The following is a 25912-nucleotide window of genomic DNA, read 5'->3' as shown; positions in this document are numbered from 1 at the left end:
CCGGGACCGGCGAGGGCCCCGGGCTGGTGGGTGGAACCTAGAAGGTCAGGTTCCAGGAGTTGATGTACCCGGTGTCGGCGCTGTAGGTGTCCTGCACCTTCAGCTTCCACGTGCCGTTGGCCACCTCGGAGGAGGCGTTCACGGTGTACGTGGTCACCACGTTGGCGGCCGAGTCGCTCGTCGAGCTGTTCTTCAGCCGGTAGGTGGTGCCGTCCGGGGCGACCAGGTCGATGACGAGGTCACCGCGGAACGAGTGCTGGATGTTCACGCCGACCTTGAGGGTGGTCGGGGCGTTGCCGGCGCGGCCGGTGACCGGGATCGAGGAGGTGATCGCGGCGCCCGCGTCGGGGATGGTGACGTCGGCGGCGTTCTCGAAGTACCCGGCCGGGGTCGCGGTCACCGCGGTCAGGGTCGCCGTGGCGTCGGCGAGACCGGCTCCGCAGCCTCCGGTGCACGTACCCGCCAAGGGCCTTGCGTTGTTCTTGATCGCGGTCTCGATCTGCGCCGGGGTCAGCGTCGTCTTCGAGGCGATGAGCGCGGCCAGGCCGGCGATGTGCGGGGCGGCCATGCTGGTGCCCTGGTAGGGCTTGTAGGTCTCCGCGCCCGACGTGGTCAGGCCCGTGTTGAGGGTGGAGTAGATCGCGTTCTCGGGCGTCGTCACGGTACCGGGCGTGTCGGTGGCCCGCCGGGTCTCGCCACCCGGAGCCGCGATATCGATCTTGGCGCCGTAGTTGGAGTAGAACGCCCGGTTGCCCTCCCGGCTGCTCGCCGCCACGTTGATGACGTTGTTGCAGCTCGCCGGGTTGTAGTTCGCGGTGTCGTCGTTGGAGTTGCCGGCGGAGACGACCACTGTGGTGCCCCGGCCGACCGCGCCGTTGATCGCGTTCTGGTACGTCGCCGAGCACGCCGACTTGCCGCCCAGGCTCATGTTGATGACCTTCGCCGGGGTCGGGTTGGCCGGCACGCCGGTCACGGTGCCCCCGGAGGCCCAGGTGATCGCGTCGGCGATGTCGGAGGTCGCGCCGCCACACTTGCCGAGTACCCGGACCGGCTGGATCTTCGCGTTGTACGCGATACCCGCGATGCCCTTGCTGTTACCGGTGACGGCCGCGATCGTGCCCGCGACGTGCGTACCGTGCCAGGACGAGTCGGTCGGCTTGGCCGGCACCGGGTTACCGTTCGCGTCCGTGCCGCACTCGCCGGCCGTCGCGACCCAGTCGCCCTGGTCGGCGGGGTTGTTGTCCCGGCCGTTGCCGTCGCGGGCCGCGGCCGAGGAGGTGATGAAGTCGTAGCCGGGCACGATGTTGGCGGCCAGGTCGGAGTGCGCGACGTAGCCGGTGTCGATGACGGCGACGGTCACGCCGGTACCGGTGGCCGTGGCCCACGCGCCGGGCACGTTCATGCCGGCCGTGGCCTCGAACAGGTCCCACTGGGTGGCGAAGTCGGTGTCGTTCGGGTCAGCCAGCGGCTGCATGACCAGGTCGGGCTCCGCGTAGGCCACGTCCGGGTCGGCCCGGAAACCGGCCAGCGCCTTGCCCAGGTCGTCACCGCGCAGGTCCACCACGACCCCGCCGGTGGCGAGCCGCCGGTTCACCTTCAGCCGCCGGCCCTTGCTGGCGCTGTCCTCGGCCGCGGCGACGTCCGAGCGGGACTCCGCCGCACCGGTCTTGTACCCGACGATGATCGACACGGCCTGCTGGCCGGCCGCGAGCGGCGTGACGGGCTCGGCGGCGGCCGGGAGCGCGGTGGTCAGGGCCGCCCCGGACAACAGGACGGCGCCGGCGACAGCCGCTGCCCTGAAGAGGTTTCTGCGCATTGCTGGGTCCTTCCGAGGGGAAGCAAGTGCGCAGACCCTGGCAGAGCACGGGTGAAGCCAGCCTGTGTTAATACTTAAAAATTGATGAACTACTTTGTTTGTTGTTGTTCCTACTCCCAGTCCCAGCGCAGGCCCACGATGCCCGGCGGCGTGCCCGTCGCGAGCACGTGCGCGGCGTGCCGGCCGGCCATCGCGATCTCGGTGCTCTCCAGGTCGGGCCCGTCGAGCCGGTCCCGGACGAAGCGGTAACAGCGGACGGGCACCGCGCCGGGGACGAACCGGACCTCCAGCGACACCTGGCTGCCAGCGACGGGAATGCCGTGGCAGTACTCGTGGCAGGGCACCCCGCTGGCATTGCGGTGCTCGTACTCCAGGATGTGGGTCTCATCCACCCGCAGCACCCGGTCGAAGAGCAGCTCCGTGGCGACCATGCCCGTGGCCCGGTCCCGACGGACCCGACCGAGCCGGCAGTTGGCCACCGGCACCACGTGCATCAGGTCCGTGTCACAGCCGACGTCGCCCTGCACGATGGCGACGAACCGGTCGACCTCCCGCAGGGCGCGCACCACCTGGAGGGTGCGGCGCCGGGTCACGGAGCGGTCCGCCGCGATGTACAGGCCCGAGAACAGGCTGAGCGTGAACAGTCGGTCGAGCTCCGGGGTCTCCAACTCGGCCACGATGCGGTCCACGACGGCGGCCGGCGCGAACGGCTTCGAGTACCGCCCGGCGGCGAGTGGCGAGCCCGGCCGCGGGCCACGCGGGCGACGCGGCCCGAGGAGCGCCATCAACGCGGACCTCGGCAGGAAGAGAATGTCCTCCAACGCCTCGACCGCCCGCAACGACTCGGCCCGCTCGGGTCTGCGCGTGCCCTGCTGCCAGCAACTCAACGTCGCCAGGCCGATGCGCACCCCGCGTTCCGCCAGCCGGGCCTGGATCCGCTGCAACCCCAGCCCCCGGGCACCGATCGCGGCACGCAGCGCCCGATGGAACGGGCCGGTCCGCAACGCGGCCGCCAACTCCTCCTGACCGACCCGCACGGCCACCTCCCAGCCACGACGTCACGACAACCGTCTATGAGGTGAGGGCCGCTCGTCAATGCCAGCCCGGCACCTCGTCCGCGTCGAGTGTGGTGTGGCTAACAGCACCCCGTGGTAGAACCTTTCCGGCTCGCCGACCGGTACCTACGGGTGGGAGCCAACAGGAGGGCAAGGCGTGATGGACAGAGAAGTGGCGTTCGCGGAGTTCGTGGCGAGCCGGTCGCCCCGGCTGCTCCGCCTGGCGTACGGGCTCACCCAGGACCACGCCCTGGCCGAGGACCTGTTGCAGACGGCTCTGGCCCGGTCCTGGTCGGCGTGGCGGCGGATCGTGGACGACCCGGAGCCGTACGTGCGCCGGGTCCTGGTGAACACGTACAACTCCTGGTGGCGGCGGGCCTGGCGCAACGAGCGACCGGTGGCGGTGCTGCCCGAACTCGCGCTGGCCGGTGCGCAGCGGTCCGTGGACGACCACGACGAGGTCTGGCGGGCGCTCGGCCGGCTTCCCCGCCAACAGCGCGCGGTGCTGGTGCTGCGCTACCTGGAGGACATGTCCGAGGAGCAGACCGCCCGGCTACTGTCCCTGTCCACCGGCACGGTGAAGAGCTACTCGGCCAAGGGCCTGGCCAAGCTGCGGCTGGATCCGAGCCTCCTCGGCCCCCGGCTGTCCGCCGCCACGCGACAGCCGATGCCCGCCCGGCTGGACGAGGTCCGGGCGCGGGTCAACCGTCACCGCAGGGGCCGGCTCGCGGCGGCGGGTGCGGCGGTCGCACTCGTGCTGGTACTCGTGCTGGCCTACGCGGTCCGGCCGACGACCCGCGAGTCCCTGCCGCCCACCCCGCCGCAGCCGGTGCCGTCCGCGAGCCAACGGTCGGTCGCGCCGATACCGGTGAAGGCCACGGACGTGCCCGGCTTCCCGGAGTACACGCAGGGCTACCGGATCGTGACCGGCGTCGCGGCCGCGCCTGCGCCGATGAAGGGCCGGCCTCCACTGACGTTCGTCTGGACCCCGACGACCCTCGACGCCCAGCTCTATCCGCTGTGCACGTTCAGCCGGGACGAGCAGCCCTATTTCAGGGTGTACGCGAACGGAATCGAGTTCGGTTCGATCGGGTGCGAGAACCTCCGGCTGGCCGGCATCCACCGACCACAGCGGTTGAAGCCCGAGAGTTTGGCCGCGGCGGGAATCCAGCCCGGACAACCCACCACGATCACCGTCGGGGAGGGCGACTACCCGCTGAAGGTCGGCACCCCCTCGGTCGTGCCCTCCCGGTCGGCGGAACCGGGCACGATCGGCGTCGCGATCGGCGAGGCGATGCCCTTCGAGGCCTTCCCGCTGCCCACCCGCCCCGCCGAACTGGAGCGGCTGCGGACCCCGTCGAACCCGGCGCGGGTGCTGCGGGCCGGCACCCTGAGCACCACGGTCGTCTGGGACCGCGAACTGGTGCTGGCCGGATACTCGCAGACGCCGGGCCTGATCGAGATCACCATCGACGGCAAGCCACTGAACTCCACGATGGCGTGGTGGGACTACAACGACGGGTACATCAAGATCGGCACCGGCCCGAGCTACTCGTCTCCCTCCCCGAGTCCGCAGATCGGCGCGACCGTCACGATCCGGATCGAGCCGCGCTTCCTCACCGGGGACTGGTACGTGGAGATCGGGAACTCCTGGTAGCCCGGACCGGGCGGCGCGCCTGAGACCCGAACGGCGACAGGAGAGGCAGCCAACGGCTGTCTCTCCTGTTCAACCGTGGTGGGCCGCCAGGGGGTCGAACCCTGAACCCACGGATTAAAAGTCCGATGGCCATGCGCAAGGAGATCCATGCTTCACTCTACTCAAAATCGTCCGCTCGTCAACCTCAGATTCCGGGCAGGTGGCCTGGCGTCCCCGTGGCTCCGACCTGCACAAAGCCCGGTGACCTGTGACTTCATGCCTCGAGACAGGCCCTGGATGCCGGGGAGATGGCTCTGATTCCGGTGGGTAGCGCGACGTACGATTGCCCGTCGATGACCACACCTCGGTAGCCGGGCACGGTCGTGCTCCTCCGTTTCGCCTCCCCTGTTCAGTCCTGGGGTACTCGCGAGTCCATCCGCAGCGCCCGTCATCGTGTGGCGGGCGGAGGATTGGGGCAGTTGGCCGTGGCAGGTGCGTCATGGCCGGGCCTGCCTGATCGCCGACTTCGACCTGCCCGCTACGGCCCCGTTTCCAGGGGGTGCGTGATGAGGTATGAGTCTGATGGCATCTATCGCCGGTGCGGCTGTAAGAATCCAGCCTCCGGCAAGCAGTGGGGTCAGCGCTGTCCAGGGCTCGCGGTCGCCGATCACGGGACTTGGTACTTCGCGGTTCAGGTACCCGCGGCCGGGGGCCGGCGTGCGAGGGTGCGTCGAGGTGGGTACGCCTCGGCCAAAGCCGCGATCGCCGCCCGGCGGGCCGCGCTAGTTCTGATGGGCCCGGCCCGGCGGATGACCGTCGCCGACTGGCTCCGCTCTTGGCTAACCCGCCTGCCGGGGCGGGTACACCCGTCAACGCTGATCGGCTACACCGGGCACGTCAACTACCACCTGATCCCCCACCTCGGCAGGATCGTGCTGACGGACCTGACCGTCCGCGACGTCGAAGACGCCTACGCGGCGATCACCACCCAAACGTCTCGCGCCGGCCGGCCTATTGGCGCGGCCACGGTCCTGCGCGTGCACGCCACCCTGCGGCGCGCGTTGAACATCGCCGTGCGCGACCAGCTCATCGTCACCAACCCCGCCCGCCTCGTCGCCCTCCCACATCCGGTGCGTCACCGGCCTGTGCTGTGGACCGCCGCCCGGGTGGCCGCCTGGCGCGCCGACGGCCAACACCCGCCGATCGCGGTCTGGACCCCGGCACTGCTAGCCAGCTTCCTCACCGCGGTCCGCGAGGACCCGCTGTTCGCCCTGTGGTGGCTGGCGGCCCTGCGTGGTCTGCGTCGCGGGGAACTGTGCGCCCTGCGCTGGAGCGACCTCGACCTCGAAGAAGGCACCGCGACCATCAGCCGCCAACTCCTCGAACTCCTCGGCCAGGTCGAATACGGGCCACCCAAAACCGCCGACAGCGAACGCACCATCGCCCTGGACACCGCCACCATCGCCGTCCTACGCCACCACCAGCGCGAACAACGCCGCCAGCGTCAGGAAGCCGGGACGGTCTGGCCGCCCGGAGGCCTGGTGTTCACCAACCCGAGGGGCCAGCATGTCGAACCCGATTGGCTATCCCGACGATTCCGGCACCTCATCGCCCACACGGACATGCCGCCGATCCGCTTCCACGACCTGCGCCACGGCGCAGCGACCCTCGCACTCGCCGCCGGCGTCGACCTGAAAACCATCCAGACCACACTCGGCCACGCCAGCATCGCCTTCACCGCCGACACCTACACAACAGTCCTACCCGCCACCGCCCACACGGCAGCCGAGAAGACCTCACGCCTTGTCCTGGTCGCACTCGGTCACCGGTCTGACCACGGAGAGAATGCAAGCAGTGGACACACCAGGCCCGTCAGGTTTGACCTGGTGTCAAGTGGACGACAGTCGCATTCCACCTCGGCGGCTTGACCTGTATATGTCTTCTTACCGGGAATCTGTTCTGTCGCATCCTCACACCCCCGTGGGTGAGGAGAAGTCTGTCGACAGAGAGGTCCGGTTTATGAAGTCTCGTACGGCTTGGCTCCTGCACGTGGTGCAGGGCTCCGTGGTTCTGGCAGGGTTCGTCACCCTCGTTGCGTTGATCAAGGGTGTGGACTCCCTTGAGGTGGCCAAGCTCGGTGGTGCCACGTTCGCCGGGTGTGTCGTGCTGGGCATGAGCATGGTCTTGTTCGCCACAGCCCCCGAGAAGGACTGAGTCGTAGAGGCCCCCGCCGACACCGGCGGGGGCCTAACGCCATGTCCCCTCGAATCGACCCGCCGAGCACACTATGGAAGACCATGGACGAGAACTCCGCTCTGCCACCGAGGATCAGCTCAGCCAAGATCTCTTACAACGGTGCCGGACAGCCGGTCGACTACTTCATGGCGATCGTGTGCACAGACCGTTCCCAGCACAAGAAGATCCGGCTGACCACGGCGCGACGGATGCTCACCGGCGAGCGGGGGATGAGCCGTGCCTTGGAACGTTTCGCGCCTCCGATGAGAGACGCCCAGCCCCACAGCATGGTCGGGCGCGATTCGTACACGTTCGTTTGCCCTTTGTGCACACGAACGCCTCAGATCACGAGGGAACGCTGGTGGGAGATTGTCGAGGAGTTCGCGCGTGCTGGCCTTGGCGAGCTTGACATCTCGTTGCTACCGTAGTGACCAGCATCCTTGATGGTGCTCCCTGTGCGAGGACGGGGTGACTTTCTAGCCGGCAACGGCGCTCGCCTTTAGCCCGCTCATCCGGTGGGACGGTTTGACGTGCCCACCGGAGAATTCATGAGCAAGAAGTCCGCGGCAGACGACGCTCTGCCAGAGCCCCGCCCCTCGCGTGCCGCTAGCCGGCGTGTTGAGGATCCGATGGTGGCGGTAGCGTCCGCTGGTTGGGGCCCCACCGTGCGATACGGCGCGTTGCTGCTGGCCAGGAGCCTTAGGTTGCCGTCCGCGTGCTGGGTCGCAATCGAGATCGCTAAGCAATTGGTGCATCTGTTGCGATAGCGAATGTAGAGCCTCCGCTCACCAGATCCTCGGGGGCCTTCCCGCTCAGCTTTCGAAGCACTCGCAGCGCCGGCGCTGCGCCTGGCGGCATGACTCCAGAAGTACACGAAACCGGTCTGTACCAATCGCGCTAATCCTTCGGGGGTCAGGTGATCTTGATGAGGCGTCCGTCGTAGGTCCATCGACAGAAACAAGGTGGTCAGTTGGCAAGGAGGAGCGCCGCTGTGGCGGTGAAGCCCATGCCGATGCTGACCGACAAGGCATACTCCCCTGCGCTGAGCAGGTGCCCGTTGCGGACGTGGGCGAGGTCGGCGATCAGGTCGCCGGCGCCCAAATGGCCAGTGTCGACGGCGAGTGGCAGGGGGTTCGGTAGCCCGGGGGGCAGGCCGGGTAGGAAGATGCGGCGGAGCAGCGTTCTGCCCAGTCGGGAGAACGTCACGAAGCGGATGCGGGGATCGTCGGGAGCGATCGCTTCCGCGGCGAGCACGCGGTCGACAGCGTTCCGGACGCATTCCTGCATGATGGGCACGGCTGCGGGATTGAGACTGCGACTCTCGGGACGTGGCCGAAGTGGGTGCATGGGGGCGAAGTCGGCGAAGAACTGCAATTCGACGCCGGGGCGTCCTGCGGAGGCGATCGCGGCCAGGGCGAGCGGGCGGGGCGTGGTGTCGATCAGTACCGCCGTGGCACCGTCGCCCGGCAGCGATCCGCGGAGTCCGTGTTTGAGCCATCGGGCCTGCGGGTCATCGTCGAAGATGTCGCTGGTGACCACGAGTGCCCTGCGTGCCCGCCCGGCCTTCAGCATGGCGTCGGCGATCTCCAGGGCTGCCGCGCCTCCGTTGGACATCTGCTGGACGCCCAGGGCGACGGCGTTGTGGGCGCCCAGCAGGCGGGCGAGACGGGCGTGCGGCATGGGGTTTTCGGCACCCTGCTCGTGGATCCACGAGTACAGGACCAAGTCGAGGTCCGTGGCGAGGCAGCCTGCCTGACGCAGGGCGTCTGCGGCAGCGGGTACGGCGAGGGTCTCGACCGGGCAGCCGCTGCCCACAGCGACCTGCCCGTATCCTTCGAACTCGCATGTCGCGGCGTCGCGGGGGGCGAGTTGGGCGCTGCGGGCGGTCTGTCGTCGTGGCGGCAGATGTACCGCACAGCCGGCGATTCCGGTGGCCGTTGTCATGGTGTGGTGCGACGGCTGTCGTCGACGATGGCGATCAGTTCATCGACAGTGGAGGCCTGGAAGAGGGCTGGGCTGTCCAGAAGGATGCCGTAGTGGTCCTCGATGCGCGTGATCAATCGCAGAACCTGGATGGAGTCGATGGAGTCCAGAGCGGTATCGGCCTCGGGCGGTCCGTCGGTCAGGTGAAGATCGGCGACGAACTGCAATACCAGAGCCGCCGTGTCCGAGTTTTGCGTTTGATGAGTCATGGTCGCCTCCGTAGGTTGATAGGTGGCCCGGATGGCCGGATCCGGTTATGGGGCGCCGGTGCCGACGGGCACGGCCGCCAGGCCGGCCAGCAGGCTTCCGGCAGTCCATGGCAGCTGGTCCTCGGGGGTCGTCAGCCGCATACGGGGGGCGAGGGGGGCCAGCGCCTGGAGCACGGCGTGGATCTGCATGCGTGCCAGTTCTGCACCGAGGCAGAAGTGGGCTCCGTGCCCGAAGGCCAGGTGGGGAGGACCGTCGCGCCCGGGACGGAACTGGTCGGGCGCCTCGTAGGCAGCGGGGTCGTGGTTGGCGCTGTCCAGCGCCGTGAGCACGATGTCGCCGACCTGCAGCTCGGTTCCCGCCAGGTTCATAGGGCATTTGGCGAACCGCCAGGTGGCCAGGGGTGTGGAAGAGGCCAGGCGTAATGCTTCTTCGGTGAGCGGCGCGGCCAACGCTGGATTGGCCGCCAGGGCCGAGGCGAGATCGGGGCGGGCCAGCAGTGTGACGGTCGCTCGTGCCATCACCGCGACGGTGTTGGGCAGGTTGGTGGCGATCAGGACCATGATGTTGCCGACCGCCTCGCGCATGCTGAGGGTCTTGTCCCGGGTGGCTGCGACCATGAGGTCCAGCAGGCCGCCCTGCGTGGCTGGGGAGGTGGTGTGGGTGCGTAGTAGCCGGGTGGCCAGGTCTCTGGTGTCGCGCACCACCTGTAGGAAGTAGGGGTTGCCGGGGGGTAGCGGCCCCGCCAGGACCCGGCCGCCGTCGAGTACCACCTGGCGGTCCCCGCTCGGCACGTCCAGGATGTGGCACAGCGCTTCGGTGGACACCGGCTCGAACAACTCGGTGACCAGGTCGCCGCCGCCGCGTGCCAGTACAGCTTCCAACAGCCGGCACACGTTGGCTTCCAGGGCTGGTCTCCAACCCGCGAGGGCCTTTGCGGAGAATGCCGGTTGCAGGACGCGGCGGACCCGCAGATGGTCGGCCCCGTCCAGCCCGAACAGTTGGCGCACACCCTGCCAGTTGCCTGTTTCGGGGTACGGCCGTCCCTGGAACGGGTGCACGCCTGGCGGGAGACCGAAGGGGTCTTTGATCAGCCGTTTGTCGGTGAGGGCCGCGCGCACGTGCTCGTAGTCCGTGACGATCCAGGCGGGCAGGTCGTCGAAGAGGGTGGCGCGGTCGATGGGACCGGGCAAAGCGTGGAGGGCAGCGCGCAGCTTCCTCGAGTCGTCATGCGGCAGGTTCGGCGGGGCGGGCGACGCTGCGGGCGTGGTGGTTACGTGTGGCATGTCGGGGTTGGTCTCGCTCATCTCGAGGCTTCCCGGGCGTGAGGGTGTGTGGGCAGGCTCGCCGTGAGCCGCTCGGCCGCGGCGACGCGTTGCCACTTGCCGCTGGTCGAGCGGGTCAGGAACCCGGGAGCGACCAGATGGACGCGGGTACGGGTCAGGCCGATCTCCGCGGCGATCTGGGTGCGGATCTCCTCGATGAGGCCCGGGCGCCGGGCGTCCTCGCACGTGGTCTCGGCGATGACGGCGATGCATTCGGTGTCGGTGTCGGCGACGGCGACGGCGTGTCTTCTGTGCACGTCGCGCACCTGGCGGGCTACGAGTTCGGCGTCATAGGGGAAGTAGTTGCGACCGTTGACGATGATCATCTCTTTGGCCCGGCCACCGATGTAGAGTTCGCCGCCATACCAGAAGCCGAGGTCGCCGGTGCGCAGCCACGGGCCGTCGAACAGGTGGCCCGTGCCCTGCCGGTCGCCGAGGTAGCCGGGTGTCACGGCCGCTCCGCGAACTTGGATCTCACCGAGACGGCCTTCACCGCAGGCCGCGTTCTCCGCGACGATCCGCAGACTCACGTCGTCCATCGCGGTTCCGGCGCTGACCAGCCCGGTCGCCGACGGGCTTGAGCTGTCCGCCTCGCATACTGTGCCGTCCCTGGCAAGAAGGTTGCGGTCAATCCACAGTTTCGTGGCCGGTGCGTGAGGAGGGCCGCCAGCGACGACGAGGGTCTCAGCCATGCCGTACACGGGGTGCATCACCGACGGGTCGACACCGTGGGGGGCGAAGGTGCTGGCGAAGTCGTCGACGGTGCTCGTGGCGACCTGCTCGCCGCCGTTGAAGGCCAGCCGCCAGGACGACAGATCCAGGTCATCTGGCACCCGGCCGCTGCGGGCCGCGTCGATGAGCAGCTCGTAGCTGAAGTTGGGGCCCGTGGTGAGGGTTCCGCCGGCTTCCGCGATCAGTTTCAGGAGTGTTTCGGGCCGCCGCACGAAGGTGTGAGACGGGATGGTGTAGGTGTCGCCGCCGTTGAGGACGTTGACGAGCATGCCGATCAGGCCCATGTCGTGGTACGGCGGCGCCCACTGGACCAGCACGTCGCTGCGGGTGATGGCGGAGGAGGTCACCAGGGAACGCAGTCCGTGCAGCAGGTTCCGGTGGGTGAGCACCACTCCGCGGGGCGTCATCGTGCTGCCGGAGGTGAACTGCACGACCGCTGGCTGGTCAACGTCCACGGTGGGTAGAGAAGTGCCCGGGGTATCCAGGTTCGCGGGGAGTACGGCCAACGTCGGGCACAAAGCGACCAGTTCTGAGGCTATCTGGCCGTAGACGCCGTCGCCGGCTACCAGTGTTCGTAATCCGGTGACATCGATCAGCCGGCGCAGTCTTCGGGCCTGCCTACCCACATCTCCGGCAGAGACTGGTAGAACGGCGGCGGTGGCACCGGCACGCGCCACGGCGAACAGGGTGACTATCAGGTCGACGCCGGGAGGCATCAGTAGCCCGATCACCTGGTCGGATTGGACGCCTTGGCGCAACAGACCATGCGCGCGTCGGGCCGAAGCGGCGTCGAGTTCGGCGAGAGCGATCTTCTCGTTGCTGTGGGGGAACACGGTCATCGCCTGGGGGGCGTGGCGGCTGGCCATGGCCAGAGCCTGGCCCAGCGAGTTCGCCACCCAGGCGTCAGCGTCGTCGGTCATCTGGCTCACCGGATCCGAGTCACGAGGAGGTGGGCAAGCGAGTCCAGGCTCGCCGCTGTGATCAACTCAAATACCGGCAGATCGCAGCCAAAGGTGCGCTTGACGGTGATGGCCAGTTCGGTCGCCATGAGGGAGTCGAGCCCCATCGCGTCGAGCCGCTTGGTCTCGCTGACGCGCTCAGGGGTGGTCTGCATGATGTCGGCGACCAACTGGCGGAGTGTGGTTCGGATGAGGTCGAGGGCTTCCTCGGGCTCAGCGTCACGCAATCGGGCCTCCAGCGGCTGGCCGTCGTGCTCGGTCACTGTCACCAGGCCGGTGAATCGTGGCGCTTTCAGGGAGTAGAGCACGCGTGCGGTGGCCGACCAATCCGTGGCCGACACCGTGACGACACGCGGACCCCGCTGGTGCGCGGCCTGCACGATCAAGGCATCCAGAATGTTCAGCATCTCGCCGGATCCGGTGCCGTGCAGACCGTACCCGGCCAGCGTCGACCCGAGGCCGCTACGGGCCACGTAGCCGATGTCGGCGATGGCGCCCCACTGCACCGCCAGCGTGGCCCTGCCGGGTTTTGCGCGCTGGGCCAGTGCGTCCAAGGCCAGGTTGGCCGCGGCGTAGGCGCTCTGATGGAGGTTGCCGATCTGGCCGCTGACCGAGGTGTAGTAGACGACGAAGTCAGCATCGCCCGTCAAGGAGTCGATGATCAGCCCTCCGCCCATCTTCGGGACCAGCACGGCGCGTCTGCGCTGGTCATCGAGTTCGACCAGCGGTGCGTCGTCCAGAACCATCGCCGCGTGCACCACCCCGCCGACACGTCTGCCGGCGGCACGGACCTCATCGATGACACGGCGCATCGCCGCGGCGTCGGCGACGTCGGCGGCATACACCGCCGCTGTGGTTCCAGCTCGTCGCAACTGTTCGATCAGCACGGGCGCCTCAGGGGACTGCGAGCCCCGCCGCCCGATCAGGGCGAGGTGCCGTGCTCCACGGGCCGCGAGGTGGCGGGCGGTCGCAGCACCGAACCCGCTCAGGCCTCCGGTCACCACGTAGCAGGCATGGGAATCAAGCTCCAGGGGCGCTGTGACGGGCTGCACGAGCACGGGAGCGGTCATGTCGATGACGACCTTGCCGATATGCCGCGAGTGGTGCATGCAGGCGAACGCCTCGCGTATGCGGTCAGCCGGATATGTCTGATGCGGCAGCGGCCGGATCCGCTGCTGGCGCACGGCGTCGCCCAGCGCGCGGAAGTGCTCGTCTGCCAGGGCGGAGTTCTCGGTCATCATCGGAGCGACATCGACACCGAAGAAGGTCAGGTTGTGCAGGAACGGGCCGAGTGGAAGCGACGTGTCGGCGAGGAAGTCGCGCTTGCCCAGTTCTACGAAGCGGCCGTGGGGCCTGAGCAGTTCGACGCCGCGGAGGAGCGCGTCGCCTGCCAGAGAGTTCAAGACCACGTCGACGCCCGCTCCACCGGTGACACGCCGCACGTCCTCGGCGAATCGCAGGTTGCGCGAGTCCAGCACGTGCTCGACGCCCAACTGCCGCAGGAGGTCACGCTTCGCCGGGGTCCCCGCGGTAGCGATCACGGTCGCGCCGATGCCTTGGGCGTAGCGCACCGCGGCCAGACCCACACCCCCGGCGGCGCTGTGGATCAGAACGCTCTCCCCCGCAGACAGCCTCGCGAGGTGCCCGAGGCCGTGCTGAACGGTGAGGTAGACCGCGGGGATGGTGGCGGCCTCGGTGAAGGTCATCGCGTCAGGGATGCGAAACGCCCGGTCGGCGCGAGCCTTCACGTGCGAGGCGAAGGTGCCGGCTCCGACGCCCGCTACGCGGTCGCCGGCCTGGAAAGGGACACCCGAACCGGCCGCCAGAACCGTGCCGGCGTATTCGATGCCGATGCTCTCCGGTGCCAACGGCACCGCGCCGGTGGCCATCAGGACATCGCGGTAGTTCAGAGCGGCGGCCGAGATGGCGACCACGATTTCGCCCGCTGCGGGCGTGGGCGTCGGCATCGGTTTGGGGACCCATGAGAGGCGGTATTGCAGGCCCACATTGCTCAGGGCCACCGCGTAGGGCCCGTCCGGCACGACCGGGGCAGGCTTGTGGGTTCTGAGCCGCGGCACGAATCGAGCCGCGTCGACCAGCAGCACCTCGTCTTCCGCGGACTGGGCCAGCAGCTCGTCGACGAGCGTGTCGACGGATGCCCCCACGGTCCGGTGGACGCAGATCCGTCGGACAGCGCTGCCCGGCATTTCGTTGCTGAGCGAACGTGCCGCGCCCCATACCGCGGCCGGCACCGGGGCAGCCGGAGGCAGGCATGCCGCTTCCTGGCTGGTCTCGGTGATGACCCACAGTTGAGGACGTACCCCGCGGGAGCTGGCCGCGCAGGCGGTCGCCACCGCGTGGAGGGCGGTGAGATGGGCCAGTGCCTCCTCGACGGAGTCGTCACCGACACCGTCGGCACCGTCTCCGACCACGAGTACGACACCGACGGGCCCCGGTTCGTCGCCCACCGCGTCGGACCACAGCTCGGTGTCACCTGCGTCCGGCAGTATCCGGACGGCCGTGCCCGTGCGCTGTTCCAGAGCCGCGGACAATGTCCTCGCGGTGGCGTCGGCGCCGCCAGTCGCCGCCACAGCCCAGTGGGCGAACGGCTCTGGGGGCATCACCGGCGAAGCGGGCAGCCGTGCGGGGGGCGTTGCCCGCTCGGACAGGAACACGGTGAAGTCCTCGACGCTGGCATCGGCGGGGTCACCGACTCCGACCGTGCCGGCCAGTCCCGCCTGGTGCAGCAACGATTCCCACTGGGTCCGGCTCGCGAGAGGTCCGGCGGTGCGCAACTGCGTGTCGTGAAAGGCCCAGTAGGAGTCGAGCATGCCGAAGATCGGCATGAGCAGCTGTTCGCTGTGCGATTCGGCGGCCAGCAGCTGCCCGCCGTCGGACAGCAGTGCCACCACGTTGCCGAGGGCGGATGCCAGGTCAGGCGCGACATGTAGCGCGTTGGCAGCCACGATGAGGTCGTAGCCGCCTGGCGTGAACCCTTGCACGGTGGGGTCGACGGTGATGTCGAATACGCGGTAGTCGACGAAGTCGAATTCCGTGAAGCGGCGTTGCGCAGCCGGGAAGAAGGCGCTCGATATGTCGGTGTAGGTGTAGGCGGTGGTCGCCGGATTGAACTCGGGCAGCAGCCAGGAGGTGAATCCGCCCGTGCCGGCCCCGACCTCGAGGACGCGCAGAAGCCGGCCGGCCGGAAGCGCACGCAGCATGGTACGCAGCAGGGCGCGTGCTACCGGGTACTGTGCGGGCAGCGAAGGGCCATGGTCGTAGATTCTGGCTGCGAGGGGGTCTGCCTCGGAGAAGAGGAACTCCACCGGGTCGCGCCGACCGCGCGCGATATCGGCCAGGTGCTGTCCGCAGACGGCGACCGTCTGGAGTGCCACGGCGTCTCCGGGGCACTTTTCCAGGGCGGCGCGCAGCAGGGCGTCAGGGGCCGGGGCCCGCAGTACCTGCCAGGCATCACCGGTGTCGAGGCTGCCGAGCACTCCGCGGTCCACGGCCAGGTCGATGAGCGCGTGTAGCCACGGCAACCGCTCCGCACGGACTCCTGCGGCCGTCAGGTCGGCGTCGGTGATCGTGTCCTGGTCCGGCGCCATGTCCTGGAGAGCCGCGGCGAGGAAGTGGGCGGCGACCTCTGCGGCGGTATCGCGATATCTGGTGTACTGCGCGTCTTTGCGTGCCTGGGCCAGCATCTTGATCTCGTCGGTGCCCGCGAGCGTGGCGGCCGGGTTCGGCCACGGCGTTCTCGACGGCACGGCTGTGAACGGCTCAGTGGCGTGTAGCACGGTGGTGAGCTGGGTGATCTCGTCAGTCGCGGCGTCAACGCGACGAAGCCGGCAGCCCTCTAGCTGTAGGGCGACGTGGCCTTCGGTGTCGGCGATTGTCACGTCCCAGGTGATCTGGTGCTCGTCACGCGACCGTGTCCGGACATGGATCACGCCGCTCTCGGGGAGCGGCTGCCAGGACCGCACGCGCTCGAAACCGACGGGCAGGTACAGAACTGGTACGTCGGATTCGATCAGGGTCAGCCCCGCCTGCAGCGCGCCGTCGAGGAGGGTGGGGTGCGCCGGATGCGCGTCCGTGCCCGCCATGGTCGCCGTGTACCCCGCCAGTACCTGGCCGTCGCCGCTGAGGAGTTGCGTCAGCGGACGAAAGGCCGGGCCGTAGTCAAGGCCAGCTTCCTCGCACATCGCGTAGTGACGGTCCAGGTCTACTGTCTCGGGCAGACGGCGTCGCAGTTCGGCAATGTCCAGCGGTGAGGGCTGCTCGGCCGCCAGCCGGCGCACTCTGGCTGTGACGTGCTCCTGCCAGGGATCGGCGGTCGCGGTCCGTGAGCAGACCGTTGCCCGTCCGCTGCTTCCGACCGTCGTCTGGACGCGGATGTCCGCATCGGCGACGTCGAACGGGAGGACCATTGCCCGGTCGATGCTGGCCTCCGCGACCTCTATCGGTGCGTCGAACATCTCGCGGCCCGCGGACAGCAGAAGGTCGACAAAGCCCGCGGCGGGGAAGACCGCCGCCGCGCCGACCCGGTGATCGGCCAGCCAGCCCAGGCGTGCCGGATCCAGCACCCTATGCCAGGAGGGATCCACCGTCGGCAGCCGCGAGCCCAGCAGGTCAAACGAGCTGTTCACCACGTCCTCAGTGGTGTCGCGCCACCAGTCCGAATCGCCCGTCCAATGATGCTCACGCTGCCACGGGTACTGCGGCAGCGTCACAGTCCTTCCGCGCTCAGGGAAGTGTCGGTGAGTCTCGACCTTCCCCCCGGCGGCAAGCACGCCGGCCACGGTGGTGTCGAGGCACAGGGGGCCTGGCATGTCGCGCCGCAGGGTGGGCAGAGTCGTGATGCGGTCGCCATCGGCGCCGATGATCCGACGCAAGTAGGTGCCGAGGACCGGTTTCGGTCCGATCTCCACCAGTACGTCACACTGGTGATCTTCAGTGAGTACCTGTACCGCATCGGAGAACAGGACAGTCTCGCGGATGTTGCGCCACCAGTGACCGGTGTCCAGCTCACCTGGCATCACAGTGGTGCCGGTGACCGTCGAGACGATGGGCACCTCCCCCGCGGTGGACACGACGTCTGGCAGGTTCTCCCACAGCATGCGGCGGGCAGGTTCCATGGCCGGGCTGTGGAAGGCATAGTCCAGATCCAGCGGGCGGAAGAAGGTGCCGTTCGCGGCGCACGAATCACCCAGCGCCGTCAGGAGTTCCGTGTCGCCGGACACAGTCACATCGCGGTCGCTGTTGATGCCGGCCACGACCAGCCGGCCATCGGCGTAGGCGAGCGCATCCCGGGCCTCCCGCAGGCTCAATCCGACCGCCGCCATGCGCCCGAGCCCCGCGGTCACCGCCTGGGCTCGGCTGCGCTCGACGATGACGCGGCACGCGGTCTGGAGGTCGAGCGCCCCGGCACCGTAGGCGGCGGCGACCTCACCGACGCTGTGCCCGCACACGGCCACGGGCCGTATGCCGCGGGCAGCCAGGGACCGCACGAGCCCGACTTGGACGACGAAGAGCAGTGGCTGAGCGACTTCTGTCCGCGCCAAAGCGTCATTGTCGAGTTCACGCAGCCGCTGCGCGGCCGACCAGCCCAGCATCGGGGCCAACACGTCGTCCAGTTCGGCTACGGCCGCGGTGAAGCCGGGATCCGTTTCGATGAGGTCGCGGGCCATGCCTGCCCACTGAGACCCGTTGCCGGAGAAGACGAAACCGATCCGTCCCCTGGGCGCGACCGTCCCCGACGCTGACCCGGGAGCGGTCTGCGGCGACTGCCCCGACGCCGCGCGCAGACGGGCTGCGGCCTGGGCGCCGTCCTCGGCGAACACCACCACACGATGCCGGTGCCGCCCACGACGACACACCGACGTATAGGCGACGTCATAGAAGGAGTCCGGCGTGCTTTCCAGGTGCTCCGCCAGTCTCCCAGCGGCCTCGCGCACAGCGGGTTCGCTCTGTGCGCTGACGAGTACGGGAAACGGCCCCGTCCCTCTTCCGGCGGGGGTGGGGGGCGACAGGGGTGCGGCTGCCGCAGGGGGCGGGCCCAGCACGACGTGGGCATTGGCGCCGCCGAAGCCGAAGGCGTTCACGCCTACCACAGCGTCGTCGCCCATCGCGAGGGAACGTTGCGTGGTCACAGGTACTAGGCCGAGTCCGGCAAAGTTGATCAGCGGGTTGAGTGGGAGACTGTGCTGCGTGGCGGGAGCGACGCCGTTTCGCAGGACCAGCACGGCCTTGACCAGGCCCGCCATACCCGCCGCCGCCTCAAGGTGCCCAAGGGTGGACTTCACCGAGCCGATCGGCAGGTCGCCGCGACGCCGCTGCCCCAACGCCTGCCCCAAGGCGACGCACTCGACCGGGTCGCCGGCCTGCGTCCCTGTGCCGTGAGCCTCCACGTAGACCAGGCGGTTCACATCGATGTCTGCCGATCGATATACGTGTTCTAGCAGTTCTGCCTGCGCGTCCGCGCTGGGCAACGACAGCCCCGCGGTGCGGCCGTCGGCGTTGATGCCGCTGGCCTCGATCACCGCGTGGATGCGGTCACCGTCCGCCAGCGCGTCCGACAGCCGTTTGAGCAACACCACCGCCGCCCCCTCGGAACGGACATAGCCATCAGCCTTCTCTGAGAAGGGGTGGCATCGCCCGGTCGGCGACAGCATGGACGCCTTGGAGAATCCGACGAAGTCTGCCGGATCGAGCAACGCGTTCACGCCTCCGGCCAGTGCGTAGGCGCTGCGGTTGCTGCGCAGCGCTTCACACGCGTGGTGCAGCGCCACCAGCGACGACGAACACGCACTGTCCATGGCCGCCGAGGGCCCCCGCAGGTCGTAGACATACGAGAGTCGGTTGGCCGTGTTGCACGAGGCGGCCCCGCTCATGTTGTAGGCGTTCCACGTCTGCAGCCGCCGCCGTTGCAGAGCGTCATAGCTACGTGAGGACACACCCATCATCACGGCCGTGTCCGAGCCCGCCAAAGTCTTCGGGTCGATCTGCGCGTCGTCGAACGCCTCGGCGACGCATTCCAGCAGCAACCGCTGCTGCGGGTCCACACGGGAGGCTTCGACCGGTGAGATGCCGAAGTAGTCCGCGTCGAACTCCGCCAGGCCGTCGCGGAAGCCGCCGCGCCTGACGTAGGTCTTGCCTTTGCGCCTGCGGTCTGCGTCGAAGAACAAGGAGGCGTCGAATCGGTCCGCCGGAATCTCGCTGATCGCGTCCCCGCCATCGACCAGGTGCCGCCAGTACTCGTCCAGCGAATCGATCCGGCGAGGGAATCGGCAACCGATGCCAATGATCGCTATCGCGCCTGTGTAGTCACGCACGCATACTCCCGGGCACTCAATGAGACGAATCCAAGGCGAAGACCAGCAGATTGTCGAGCGGCTCCACCGCGCAACCCGGCGTTGCCCTCCACTGGGCCAGGCGCCGGCAGCGGCCCCGAGTCAGACATGACCGGCTGGGATGAGAAGGGCACAGGACCGATGGCCCCACGGAAGCGCCCCCAGACAACTCGGTTAGGCAGTGGCAGCGTCCAGGGAGGTCGTGACCGGCGACGCGTCGAGTCGACAGGGGCGGGCCCAAGACCTCCGACCGGCGCGACACTGACCTGGTCCTCCGCGCGCTTGAAACCCAGTTCACCGCCACGTCGCACGTCATCGGCGGACAGAGACTGGGTAACCACGCAGGAACCGGGTCCAGCCGAGACCCGGACCCGCGCGGCTATATCCAGGGGTCCTCTCCGGGTTCAGCGCCGGCACGGGACCTCAGCCAGACGCCTCAGACAGAGACTCGGCCGAAGAGGTGATTGCCGGCCTTGGCCGGGTCGCTGCTGTAGTAGAAGTCCTTGAGGGCAGCGTGGTACTCGTCGCGGGACACAACGCCGGAGCCGTTGGAGTCGATCTGCCTGAACGTGGCGATGCTCTCCTCAGCGGGAACGCTGGCCGCGCCACCGAAGATCCGGACGAACTCATCCTGGCTCAGGTCCCCGCTGCCGTCCTGGTCGCACAGATCGAAGTAGGCGTCGGCGGTCGGCCGTACCAGGGCGTCGTACTGCGCCACCCCGGCCGCTGAGAGCTGCGCGATGGCGGAGGCGAACTGGTCGATGGTGACCACTCCGGCTCCGCTGGTGTCCAACTGCTGCAAGTTGCTGGTCCAGAAGGCGTGGGTCGCGTCGCGGAGCCGTCGCGCGTCAGCGGACTGCGCGGCATAGCCGTTGGCCTCGGCATGCCGCTCGGCGATGGTGTCGAAGTCTTCCCGAGTGATCCGGCCGTCACCGGTGGTGTCCAGAGAGTCGAAGTACCGCTTGATCTTGGCGTTCTGAAACCCGCTCATGATTTCCTCTCCAATCACGTCAACATCCCTTACCACCTGAATTTTGACATATCACACGAAGATTCCAAAGATTCCTGATCATCCCATTTGTTGGATCTTGATGGGCCGTGCGGGCAGTTCGCTGGCGATGGAGCAGCTCAAGGCGCGGGGCCCCGATCGCGAGTTTTCGCAGGTACGCCAGCGCGCGGGTAGCACTACCGGCGCGGAGGGCTGGCGTTCTCGTCGTAGGTGACATCAGCGGACCCAGAGGAGCTGGTTCTCGATCTTCCAGTGGCCTCGGAAGAGGTCGGCAAGCCGTTGGGGTCACCGGGTGCAGGTGCGATCGCCAGGGTCGTGAGCGTGTCGGTCACGCCCACGACCCGTGCCATCGGGTCACTGAGGTGGCATGGGTGCGAGTCCAGCCTGATACAGCAGGCCGTTGACGGTGCCCTGTTCGATACCCAGGGCCTGGGAGATGACGTACTTGGACTCTCCTGCCCGGTAGCGGGCCGCCATCTCCGGCAGCAGGTGGTCGAACAGCCTGGGCCGTTCGCCCGAGCCCCGGGGTGTGACGCCGGCGCGGGTGACGATCATCAGCACCGTCTCGCGGCCCGCCGCTCCGGGGCAGGTCTCGTTCACGTGCTCAACGTCAAGCAGACCGCCACCTGCTCTGCCAGCGCCGCCGGAACAGGCCGGACCGTCGCCCCTCACGTCCGGCGCGGGCACTGGCGTCGCCAGCACCACGGCCCCGGCAATAGCCAGGTCAAACGCGTCCGCATCGCACCGGCGCTCGTCAACGCCCACCGCACACTCATCCCGCCCAGGATCTACCGCCTGCCTGCACACACCGGCTAAGGTCATGCCTGGCTGGCCGCTACAAGGCGCATCCGTCGCCGCGCGCTGGCCAGAACGTACGCGGCGGTGGCTGCGGCGGCCTCGATGAACGACTCAGTCAGCACCGTGATGTAGGTGTCGGCAGTCGTGACGATGCTGGAGTGCCCGAGATCGGCCTGGATCACCTTGAGCGGCACTCCGGCAGCCGCCGCGAGGCTGGCGGCTCCATGGCGCAGATCGTGCAGCCGCACCGGCGGCAGACCCGCACGGCGGATCAGAACCTGCAGATGCCGGGTCAACCAGTCCGGCCCCACCGGCCGCCCACCGTCTCGAAGGAACATCGTGGTTTCCTCGTCAGGACGGACACCCGTACGTTCGAATTGGTCCAGCCAGACCCGCCACAAACCCGCCACGGTCACCTCGTCCAAGGCGATGGTTCGCACCCCCGCGGCCGACTTCGGCGGACCTACATGGCGTCCTCCGTCGATGATCAGGATCTGCCGACTGATCGACAACCTGCCCGTCTCGAAGTCCAGATCCCCCCACCGAAGACCAGACACCTCGCCACGACGAAGCCCCCGCAATACGATCAACCGCCACATCGCGTGCAGCGGATCGTCCGCGACCGACTCCAGGAACGCCACCACGTGCGGCGTGTCCCACACAGCCACCGACGGCCGCACACCCGTCTGGCGCCACAGTCGCTCACGCTCGGCCGTCCACAACACCGCCGACGGCCGACCGGGGCTGTGAACCTTGCTCCGCCAGGCTGGATTCCTGCCGACCAGTCCCTGCCGCCACGCCTCGTTCAAACTCGACCGCAACACAGACCTGATCCGGTGCACCGTGCTCGCAGCGATCCGACCACCGGTGGGAGTCACCCGACGCGAGATCCGGTCCAGCGCCCGCTGCACGTCACGCGTGCGCAGCTTCGACAACCTCAAGCTGCCCAACTGCGGGATCAACGACCGGCGCACGATCCTCCGGTACGAGGCCGACGTGGTAGGCCGCAAGCCGTCATCGACGATCTCCAACCACCGTTCCAACCAGGCCCGCACCGTCCAGCTCCGCACCGCCGGCTCCGGGTCTCGCACGCCGGTCAACGGTGCAGCCGCCTGGCGGGCATCGGCCGCCGTCGGAAATCCACCACGACGCACCCGGGCCCTCCCGTCAGGAGCCAGCACCCATACGGAAAAGTACCAACTACCGTGCGCCGCGTCAGCCAACCCCAGGCAGCGAGCCCCCAACTGCCTACCCGACGAAGGACTCGTACAGGCGCACCGCCGGTAAACCCGGACTGAGCTCCCCGGTATCGGCTCAAACTGGCCTAATTCTGAAAACCTATTCGAAATCATTGCCGCAACTCCTAAACGAGAGGAGCCCGACCACGACTGACTCAGAACCACGGAGCTAATCCACACGCAACAGCAGGCCAAGGTCAAACCGAAACACGAGGAACTCGCTCCGACGCCTGAGCCGCACCCAGACTCAGGCGAGACTCAGACACGACCAGGAGAGATAGTCATACGACTATCTCTCCTGGTCAGCCGTGGTGGGCCGCCAGGGGGTCGAACCCTGAACCCACGGATTAAAAGTCCGTTGCTCTGCCATTGAGCTAGCGGCCCTCAGCGTCCCAGGCTACCTGATCCCGCCACCGGATTCGACCTTGGCGGAACTCCGCCGAGCCGCCCGACCTCCGGCGCCCCCAGGCGCCCCCTGGGCGAGTCAGATGAGTCCGTCCGCAGCTCCCACCCCGCCGCGCGACCCCCGCGAACGGGCCCGGAAACGAGGCCGCGCCCCGAGGGATTCCCCCGGGGCGCGGTTCGTTCGTTCGGTCAGGCCGCGGTGTGCGCGGACTGGTAGCTCTGACCGGCTGACGGACCGGCGGTCGGCGCGCCGGCGGCCGGCGGGGCCATCCGGAGCGAGCCGCCCGAGACCGGGTGGAAGTAGAACCGTCCGACGACGTCGACGACGAGGTGCACGTTGCCGCCGTGGTTGTACACGTTGAACGCGTTGGACGGGCCGATCTGGGTGATCGCCGCGTTGGGCGTCACCTTGCCCGGCTGCGGGTTGAGGTTGCTGACGCCCGGCTTGGACTGACCGTCGATGCCGTTGCCCCACAGGGTCACGACGGTCGGGATCGACGGGTACACGGCGGTGACGTTCAGCGCGAGGCTGGACGTCGCGCCACCGGCGGTGTTGAGGACCGCGCCCGGGGCGGTGACCTTCGTCGTGGTCGCCTGGCCGAGCGCGCCGGGCGCGCCGAGGCCGTCGCGGGTGTCCACGATCCGGGTCGGGGTGATGGGGTCGAACCGCAGGCCGTCACCCGAGTAGTAGCCGTCGTCGAAGAAGCCGACGATGTCGACGATCACGTGCGTGGTCGTCTGCGCGTACACGCCGATCGAGGGCCAGCCCTCAGCGCCGCCGCTGCAGTTCGAGCAGGCCGCCGTCGGGACGATGGCCATGTTCGGCACGGTCTCGCCCTGCCGGTAGTTCAGCGTCGACGTTTCCTGCAGCGAGTAGATGTCGCCGTTCCACGCGGTCAGGAAGCCCTGGCCGACGGGTGCCGTCGCGGTGATGTTGACGGCCCAGGCCCGGATGTGGGAGTTGCCCGCGCCGAAGTTCAGCGCGGAGCGCAGGTAGTAGTCGGACAGCAGCGCGCCGCCGCCGTTACGGGTGTCGATCAGGCGACGCGGCGTCATCGGGTGGAACAGGCCGCCCATCGAGTACGCCTGGTCGTTCTCGGCGTAGTAGCCCATCACGTCGACGATCACGTGCGTGGCGCCGTCGTGGTTGTAGATGTCCACGCCGCCGTCGGGGCCGACCTTCACCGTGACCGAGTTCGCCCCGGTCCAGCCGGGCAGGAAGTTGAGCGACGACGCCGTCGGGCGGGCCACACCCTTCGGGAACAGGGTGAGGAAGCTCTCGGCGCTGGGGTCGGTGACGGTGACGTTCAGCGTGACGGCGGAGACGCCCTGCGACGGGACGCCGCCGCGGCCGCCGACCTGCAGGTGCAGGATGCCGGCGCGGCCGACCTTGGCCGCCGGTGCGCCGTTGCCGGAGCGGGTGTCGAGGATCCGGGCCGGGTTCAGGGTGGTGTAGGTGCCCTTGTTGCCCGCGTACGGGTCCACGCCGGTCTGCGAGAGAGTCGTGACCTTCTTGCCGTCGGCCATGTTGGCGGGGAGCACCAGCTCCGCGTAGTGCGCGCCGGCCGCGGTGGGCTTCGCCTGGACCTTCACGGTGCAGGTCTGGCCGTAGGCGACGGTCGCGCCCTTGCAGGTGCCGCCGGTGATGGCGAACTGGCCCGGGGCCGTGCCGCCGAGCACCGGGGTGCCGAAGACGGCCGGCTCGGAACCGGCCGAGGTGTAGGTGACCGTGGTCTCCGTGCCCGGGACGTTGATCTGCTGGTCGCCGAAGCCGACGTTGCCGGGGCTCGTCGTGGCCGCCGCGTACCCGATGGTGGAGTGCCAGCGGAACTCGCCCCGGTACACGATCTCCGTGGACTCGCAGCTGGCCGTGTAGCTCGCGGCGAACTTGTTCACGTGGCCGTCGGCGTCGCGGCCGACCTCCTTGACCGCGATGGTCCCGACCTGCGCGTTGCAGCCGAAGCCGTCGCCGCTGACGGTCAGCCACGCCTTGGCCGGGTCGTTCCCCGCCCGCTCGGCCGGGTAGGTCTTACCGGCCTCCCAGAGCTTGCCCTCCGGCGGCCTGGTGCCCAGCGAGTAGTTGTGCTCGGCGTTGCTGCCCGAGAAGTTGAAGAACTCGAGGTTCGGCGAGATCGAGATCGACGAGTTGCTCTTGTCGAAGACGTAGTTGGTGCCCCACCGCTCGACGGTGAACGCGTCGTAGGGTGCCGTCGGTGCCGCCGCTGAGGCGAGGCTCGGCGGGATGAACGCCGTGACGGTCAGGGCGACGGCAGCGATGATGGCACTGCGAAGTAGGCGCAAGTGTCTCCCCCGTAAGAAGATGTAAACGCGCAAGGCGCGGGCTAACGTAGCTGTCCCACATCGATCACCACAAGTCATATTGGCGAACGTCTCACTGGCGTTCACGGCCGGGAAATACTGTCGCCATAACAAAAAACTTCAAACCGTACGAAGTTCTGACCGTACGGTTGACCCCCGCAACCCCGCGAACGCGTGGCCCCGTCGGGCGCGATCGGCCCTAGGCTCCAGCGCAGACCACCACGGGAGGGGTACCCATGAATGGCATCGATGTGTCCGAACTCGCCGCGCGCCCCGACATCCGGGACGCCCTGTGCGAGGTGATCCGGGACCTCGTCGAGAGCGAGGGGGTCGCCGCGTTGACGGTGGCGGCCGTGGCGGAACGCGGTGGGGTGTCCGTCCGGGCGGTCCGGTTGAACTTCGCGGGGCGGGCCGAGCTGGTGGACGCCCTGTTCGAGCATGTCAACGAGGTCGAGGACCTGGAGGGCTCGATCCTGCCGGTACTCGACGCGTCGGACGGGGCGAGCGCGCTGGACGAGTGGGCGGCGCACCTGGGCCGGTTCGTGCCCCGGGTGCTGGACGTGGCCCGGCAGGTGGAGCGGGTGGCGGACAGCGATCCCGACGCCCGGCCGCACTGGGAGGCGGCGGTGCGGATGCGGCACAACACGTGTCGGGTGGTCGTCGGGCGGCTGGCGACGGAGGGGCTGCTCGCGGCCCCGTGGACCGTGGACACCGCGACGGACATGATGCTGGCGTTGATCTCCAACGACGTCTTCGAGGTACTCCTCGGCACCGGCGGGTGGACGGGGCGGCAGATCGCCGCGCATTTCAGGGTGCTGTTCCGGGCGACGTTCCTGGCCGGCTGAG

At 68.6% G+C, this 25912-nt stretch carries 16 protein-coding genes and 1 tRNA gene; 5 read left to right on the top strand and 12 right to left on the bottom strand.

Annotated features, from left to right (window positions below):
- Positions 1 to 37: 37 nt before the first annotated feature.
- Positions 38 to 1816 carry a S8 family peptidase gene (locus tag PT931_RS05310; RefSeq protein WP_456244562.1) on the bottom strand — a complete coding sequence of 593 codons (1779 nt, stop codon included), beginning with the start codon at positions 1814 to 1816 and terminating at the stop codon, positions 38 to 40.
- A 110-nt stretch (positions 1817 to 1926) separates the two neighbouring features.
- Complete coding sequence (locus PT931_RS05305; RefSeq protein WP_456244561.1) at positions 1927 to 2853, bottom strand: hypothetical protein; 927 nt, start codon at positions 2851 to 2853, stop codon at positions 1927 to 1929.
- Between the two features lie 178 nt (positions 2854 to 3031).
- Here PT931_RS05305 and PT931_RS05300 point away from each other — a divergent pair, with 178 nt between their 5' ends.
- The 4 genes from PT931_RS05300 (at position 3032) to PT931_RS05285 (ending at position 7170) form a co-directional block, all read left to right on the top strand.
- Positions 3032 to 4528 (top strand): SigE family RNA polymerase sigma factor, encoded by a 1497-nt coding sequence (locus tag PT931_RS05300; RefSeq protein ID WP_456244560.1) that lies wholly within the window; start codon positions 3032 to 3034, stop codon positions 4526 to 4528.
- A 788-nt stretch (positions 4529 to 5316) separates the two neighbouring features.
- Positions 5317 to 6435 carry a site-specific integrase gene (locus PT931_RS05295; protein WP_456244559.1) on the top strand — a complete coding sequence of 373 codons (1119 nt, stop codon included), beginning with the start codon at positions 5317 to 5319 and terminating at the stop codon, positions 6433 to 6435.
- A gap of 91 nt (positions 6436 to 6526) precedes the next feature.
- On the top strand, positions 6527 to 6721 hold the full coding sequence (locus tag PT931_RS05290; protein WP_456244558.1) for a hypothetical protein: 195 nt from the start codon (positions 6527 to 6529) through the stop codon (positions 6719 to 6721).
- Positions 6722 to 6804: 83 nt separating this feature from the next.
- Positions 6805 to 7170 carry a hypothetical protein gene (locus PT931_RS05285; RefSeq protein ID WP_456244557.1) on the top strand — a complete coding sequence of 122 codons (366 nt, stop codon included), beginning with the start codon at positions 6805 to 6807 and terminating at the stop codon, positions 7168 to 7170.
- A 538-nt stretch (positions 7171 to 7708) separates the two neighbouring features.
- Here PT931_RS05285 and PT931_RS05280 read toward each other — a convergent pair.
- The 10 genes from PT931_RS05280 to PT931_RS05235 all read right to left on the bottom strand — a co-directional run bounded on the left by PT931_RS05280 (position 7709) and on the right by PT931_RS05235 (position 25048).
- On the bottom strand, positions 7709 to 8686 hold the full coding sequence (locus PT931_RS05280) for a ketoacyl-ACP synthase III family protein (protein ID WP_456244556.1): 978 nt from the start codon (positions 8684 to 8686) through the stop codon (positions 7709 to 7711).
- Positions 8683 to 8934 (bottom strand): acyl carrier protein, encoded by a 252-nt coding sequence (locus PT931_RS05275; RefSeq protein WP_456244555.1) that lies wholly within the window; start codon positions 8932 to 8934, stop codon positions 8683 to 8685. The genes PT931_RS05280 and PT931_RS05275 overlap by 4 nt, the downstream gene beginning before the upstream one ends.
- A gap of 45 nt (positions 8935 to 8979) precedes the next feature.
- Positions 8980 to 10239, bottom strand: a complete 1260-nt coding sequence (locus tag PT931_RS05270; RefSeq protein WP_456244554.1) for a cytochrome P450 — start codon at positions 10237 to 10239, stop codon at positions 8980 to 8982.
- Positions 10236 to 11909: an AMP-binding protein gene (locus PT931_RS05265; RefSeq protein ID WP_456244553.1), complete on the bottom strand. Its 1674-nt coding sequence runs from the start codon at positions 11907 to 11909 to the stop codon at positions 10236 to 10238. The genes PT931_RS05270 and PT931_RS05265 overlap by 4 nt, the downstream gene beginning before the upstream one ends.
- Before the next feature lie 5 nt (positions 11910 to 11914).
- A complete protein-coding gene (locus PT931_RS05260) occupies positions 11915 to 19279 on the bottom strand; it encodes an SDR family NAD(P)-dependent oxidoreductase (protein ID WP_456244552.1) in 7365 nt (2454 codons plus the stop codon).
- A gap of 454 nt (positions 19280 to 19733) precedes the next feature.
- Positions 19734 to 20306 carry an EF-hand domain-containing protein gene (locus PT931_RS05255; RefSeq protein WP_456244551.1) on the bottom strand — a complete coding sequence of 191 codons (573 nt, stop codon included), beginning with the start codon at positions 20304 to 20306 and terminating at the stop codon, positions 19734 to 19736.
- 354 nt (positions 20307 to 20660) lie between these two features.
- Complete coding sequence (locus PT931_RS05250; RefSeq protein ID WP_456244550.1) at positions 20661 to 20906, bottom strand: hypothetical protein; 246 nt, start codon at positions 20904 to 20906, stop codon at positions 20661 to 20663.
- Between the two features lie 218 nt (positions 20907 to 21124).
- Positions 21125 to 22456, bottom strand: coding sequence for a tyrosine-type recombinase/integrase (locus tag PT931_RS05245; protein WP_456244549.1), 1332 nt, complete (start codon positions 22454 to 22456; stop codon positions 21125 to 21127).
- 195 nt (positions 22457 to 22651) lie between these two features.
- Positions 22652 to 22726: transfer RNA gene (locus PT931_RS05240), tRNA-Lys, on the bottom strand.
- 210 nt (positions 22727 to 22936) lie between these two features.
- Positions 22937 to 25048, bottom strand: a complete 2112-nt coding sequence (locus PT931_RS05235; RefSeq protein ID WP_456244548.1) for a choice-of-anchor D domain-containing protein — start codon at positions 25046 to 25048, stop codon at positions 22937 to 22939.
- Positions 25049 to 25302: 254 nt separating this feature from the next.
- Between PT931_RS05235 and PT931_RS05230 the strand changes: the two genes are divergently transcribed.
- The gene (locus tag PT931_RS05230) at positions 25303 to 25911 is read left to right on the top strand and encodes a TetR/AcrR family transcriptional regulator (RefSeq protein WP_456244547.1); all 609 of its coding nucleotides are present in this window, start codon (positions 25303 to 25305) and stop codon (positions 25909 to 25911) included.
- The last annotated feature ends 1 nt before the right edge of the window (position 25912 follow it).

Source organism: Longispora urticae (genome assembly GCF_053902585.1).
This window is presented reverse-complemented; position numbering and strand designations above follow the sequence as displayed.

Excerpts from the sequence above, each read along its gene's own strand:
- PT931_RS05310 (WP_456244562.1), bottom strand. The coding sequence starts at position 1,816 with ATGCGCAGAAACCTCTTCAGGGCAGCGGCTGTCGCCGGCGCCGTCCTG.
- PT931_RS05300 (WP_456244560.1), top strand. The coding sequence starts at position 3,032 with ATGGACAGAGAAGTGGCGTTCGCGGAGTTCGTGGCGAGCCGGTCGCCC.
- PT931_RS05295 (WP_456244559.1), top strand. The coding sequence starts at position 5,317 with ATGACCGTCGCCGACTGGCTCCGCTCTTGGCTAACCCGCCTGCCGGGG.
- PT931_RS05290 (WP_456244558.1), top strand. The coding sequence starts at position 6,527 with ATGAAGTCTCGTACGGCTTGGCTCCTGCACGTGGTGCAGGGCTCCGTG.
- PT931_RS05285 (WP_456244557.1), top strand. The coding sequence starts at position 6,805 with ATGGACGAGAACTCCGCTCTGCCACCGAGGATCAGCTCAGCCAAGATC.
- PT931_RS05280 (WP_456244556.1), bottom strand. The coding sequence starts at position 8,686 with ATGACAACGGCCACCGGAATCGCCGGCTGTGCGGTACATCTGCCGCCA.
- PT931_RS05275 (WP_456244555.1), bottom strand. The coding sequence starts at position 8,934 with ATGACTCATCAAACGCAAAACTCGGACACGGCGGCTCTGGTATTGCAG.
- PT931_RS05270 (WP_456244554.1), bottom strand. The coding sequence starts at position 10,239 with ATGAGCGAGACCAACCCCGACATGCCACACGTAACCACCACGCCCGCA.
- PT931_RS05265 (WP_456244553.1), bottom strand. The coding sequence starts at position 11,909 with ATGACCGACGACGCTGACGCCTGGGTGGCGAACTCGCTGGGCCAGGCT.
- PT931_RS05245 (WP_456244549.1), bottom strand. The coding sequence starts at position 22,456 with ATGATTTCGAATAGGTTTTCAGAATTAGGCCAGTTTGAGCCGATACCG.
- PT931_RS05230 (WP_456244547.1), top strand. The coding sequence starts at position 25,303 with ATGAATGGCATCGATGTGTCCGAACTCGCCGCGCGCCCCGACATCCGG.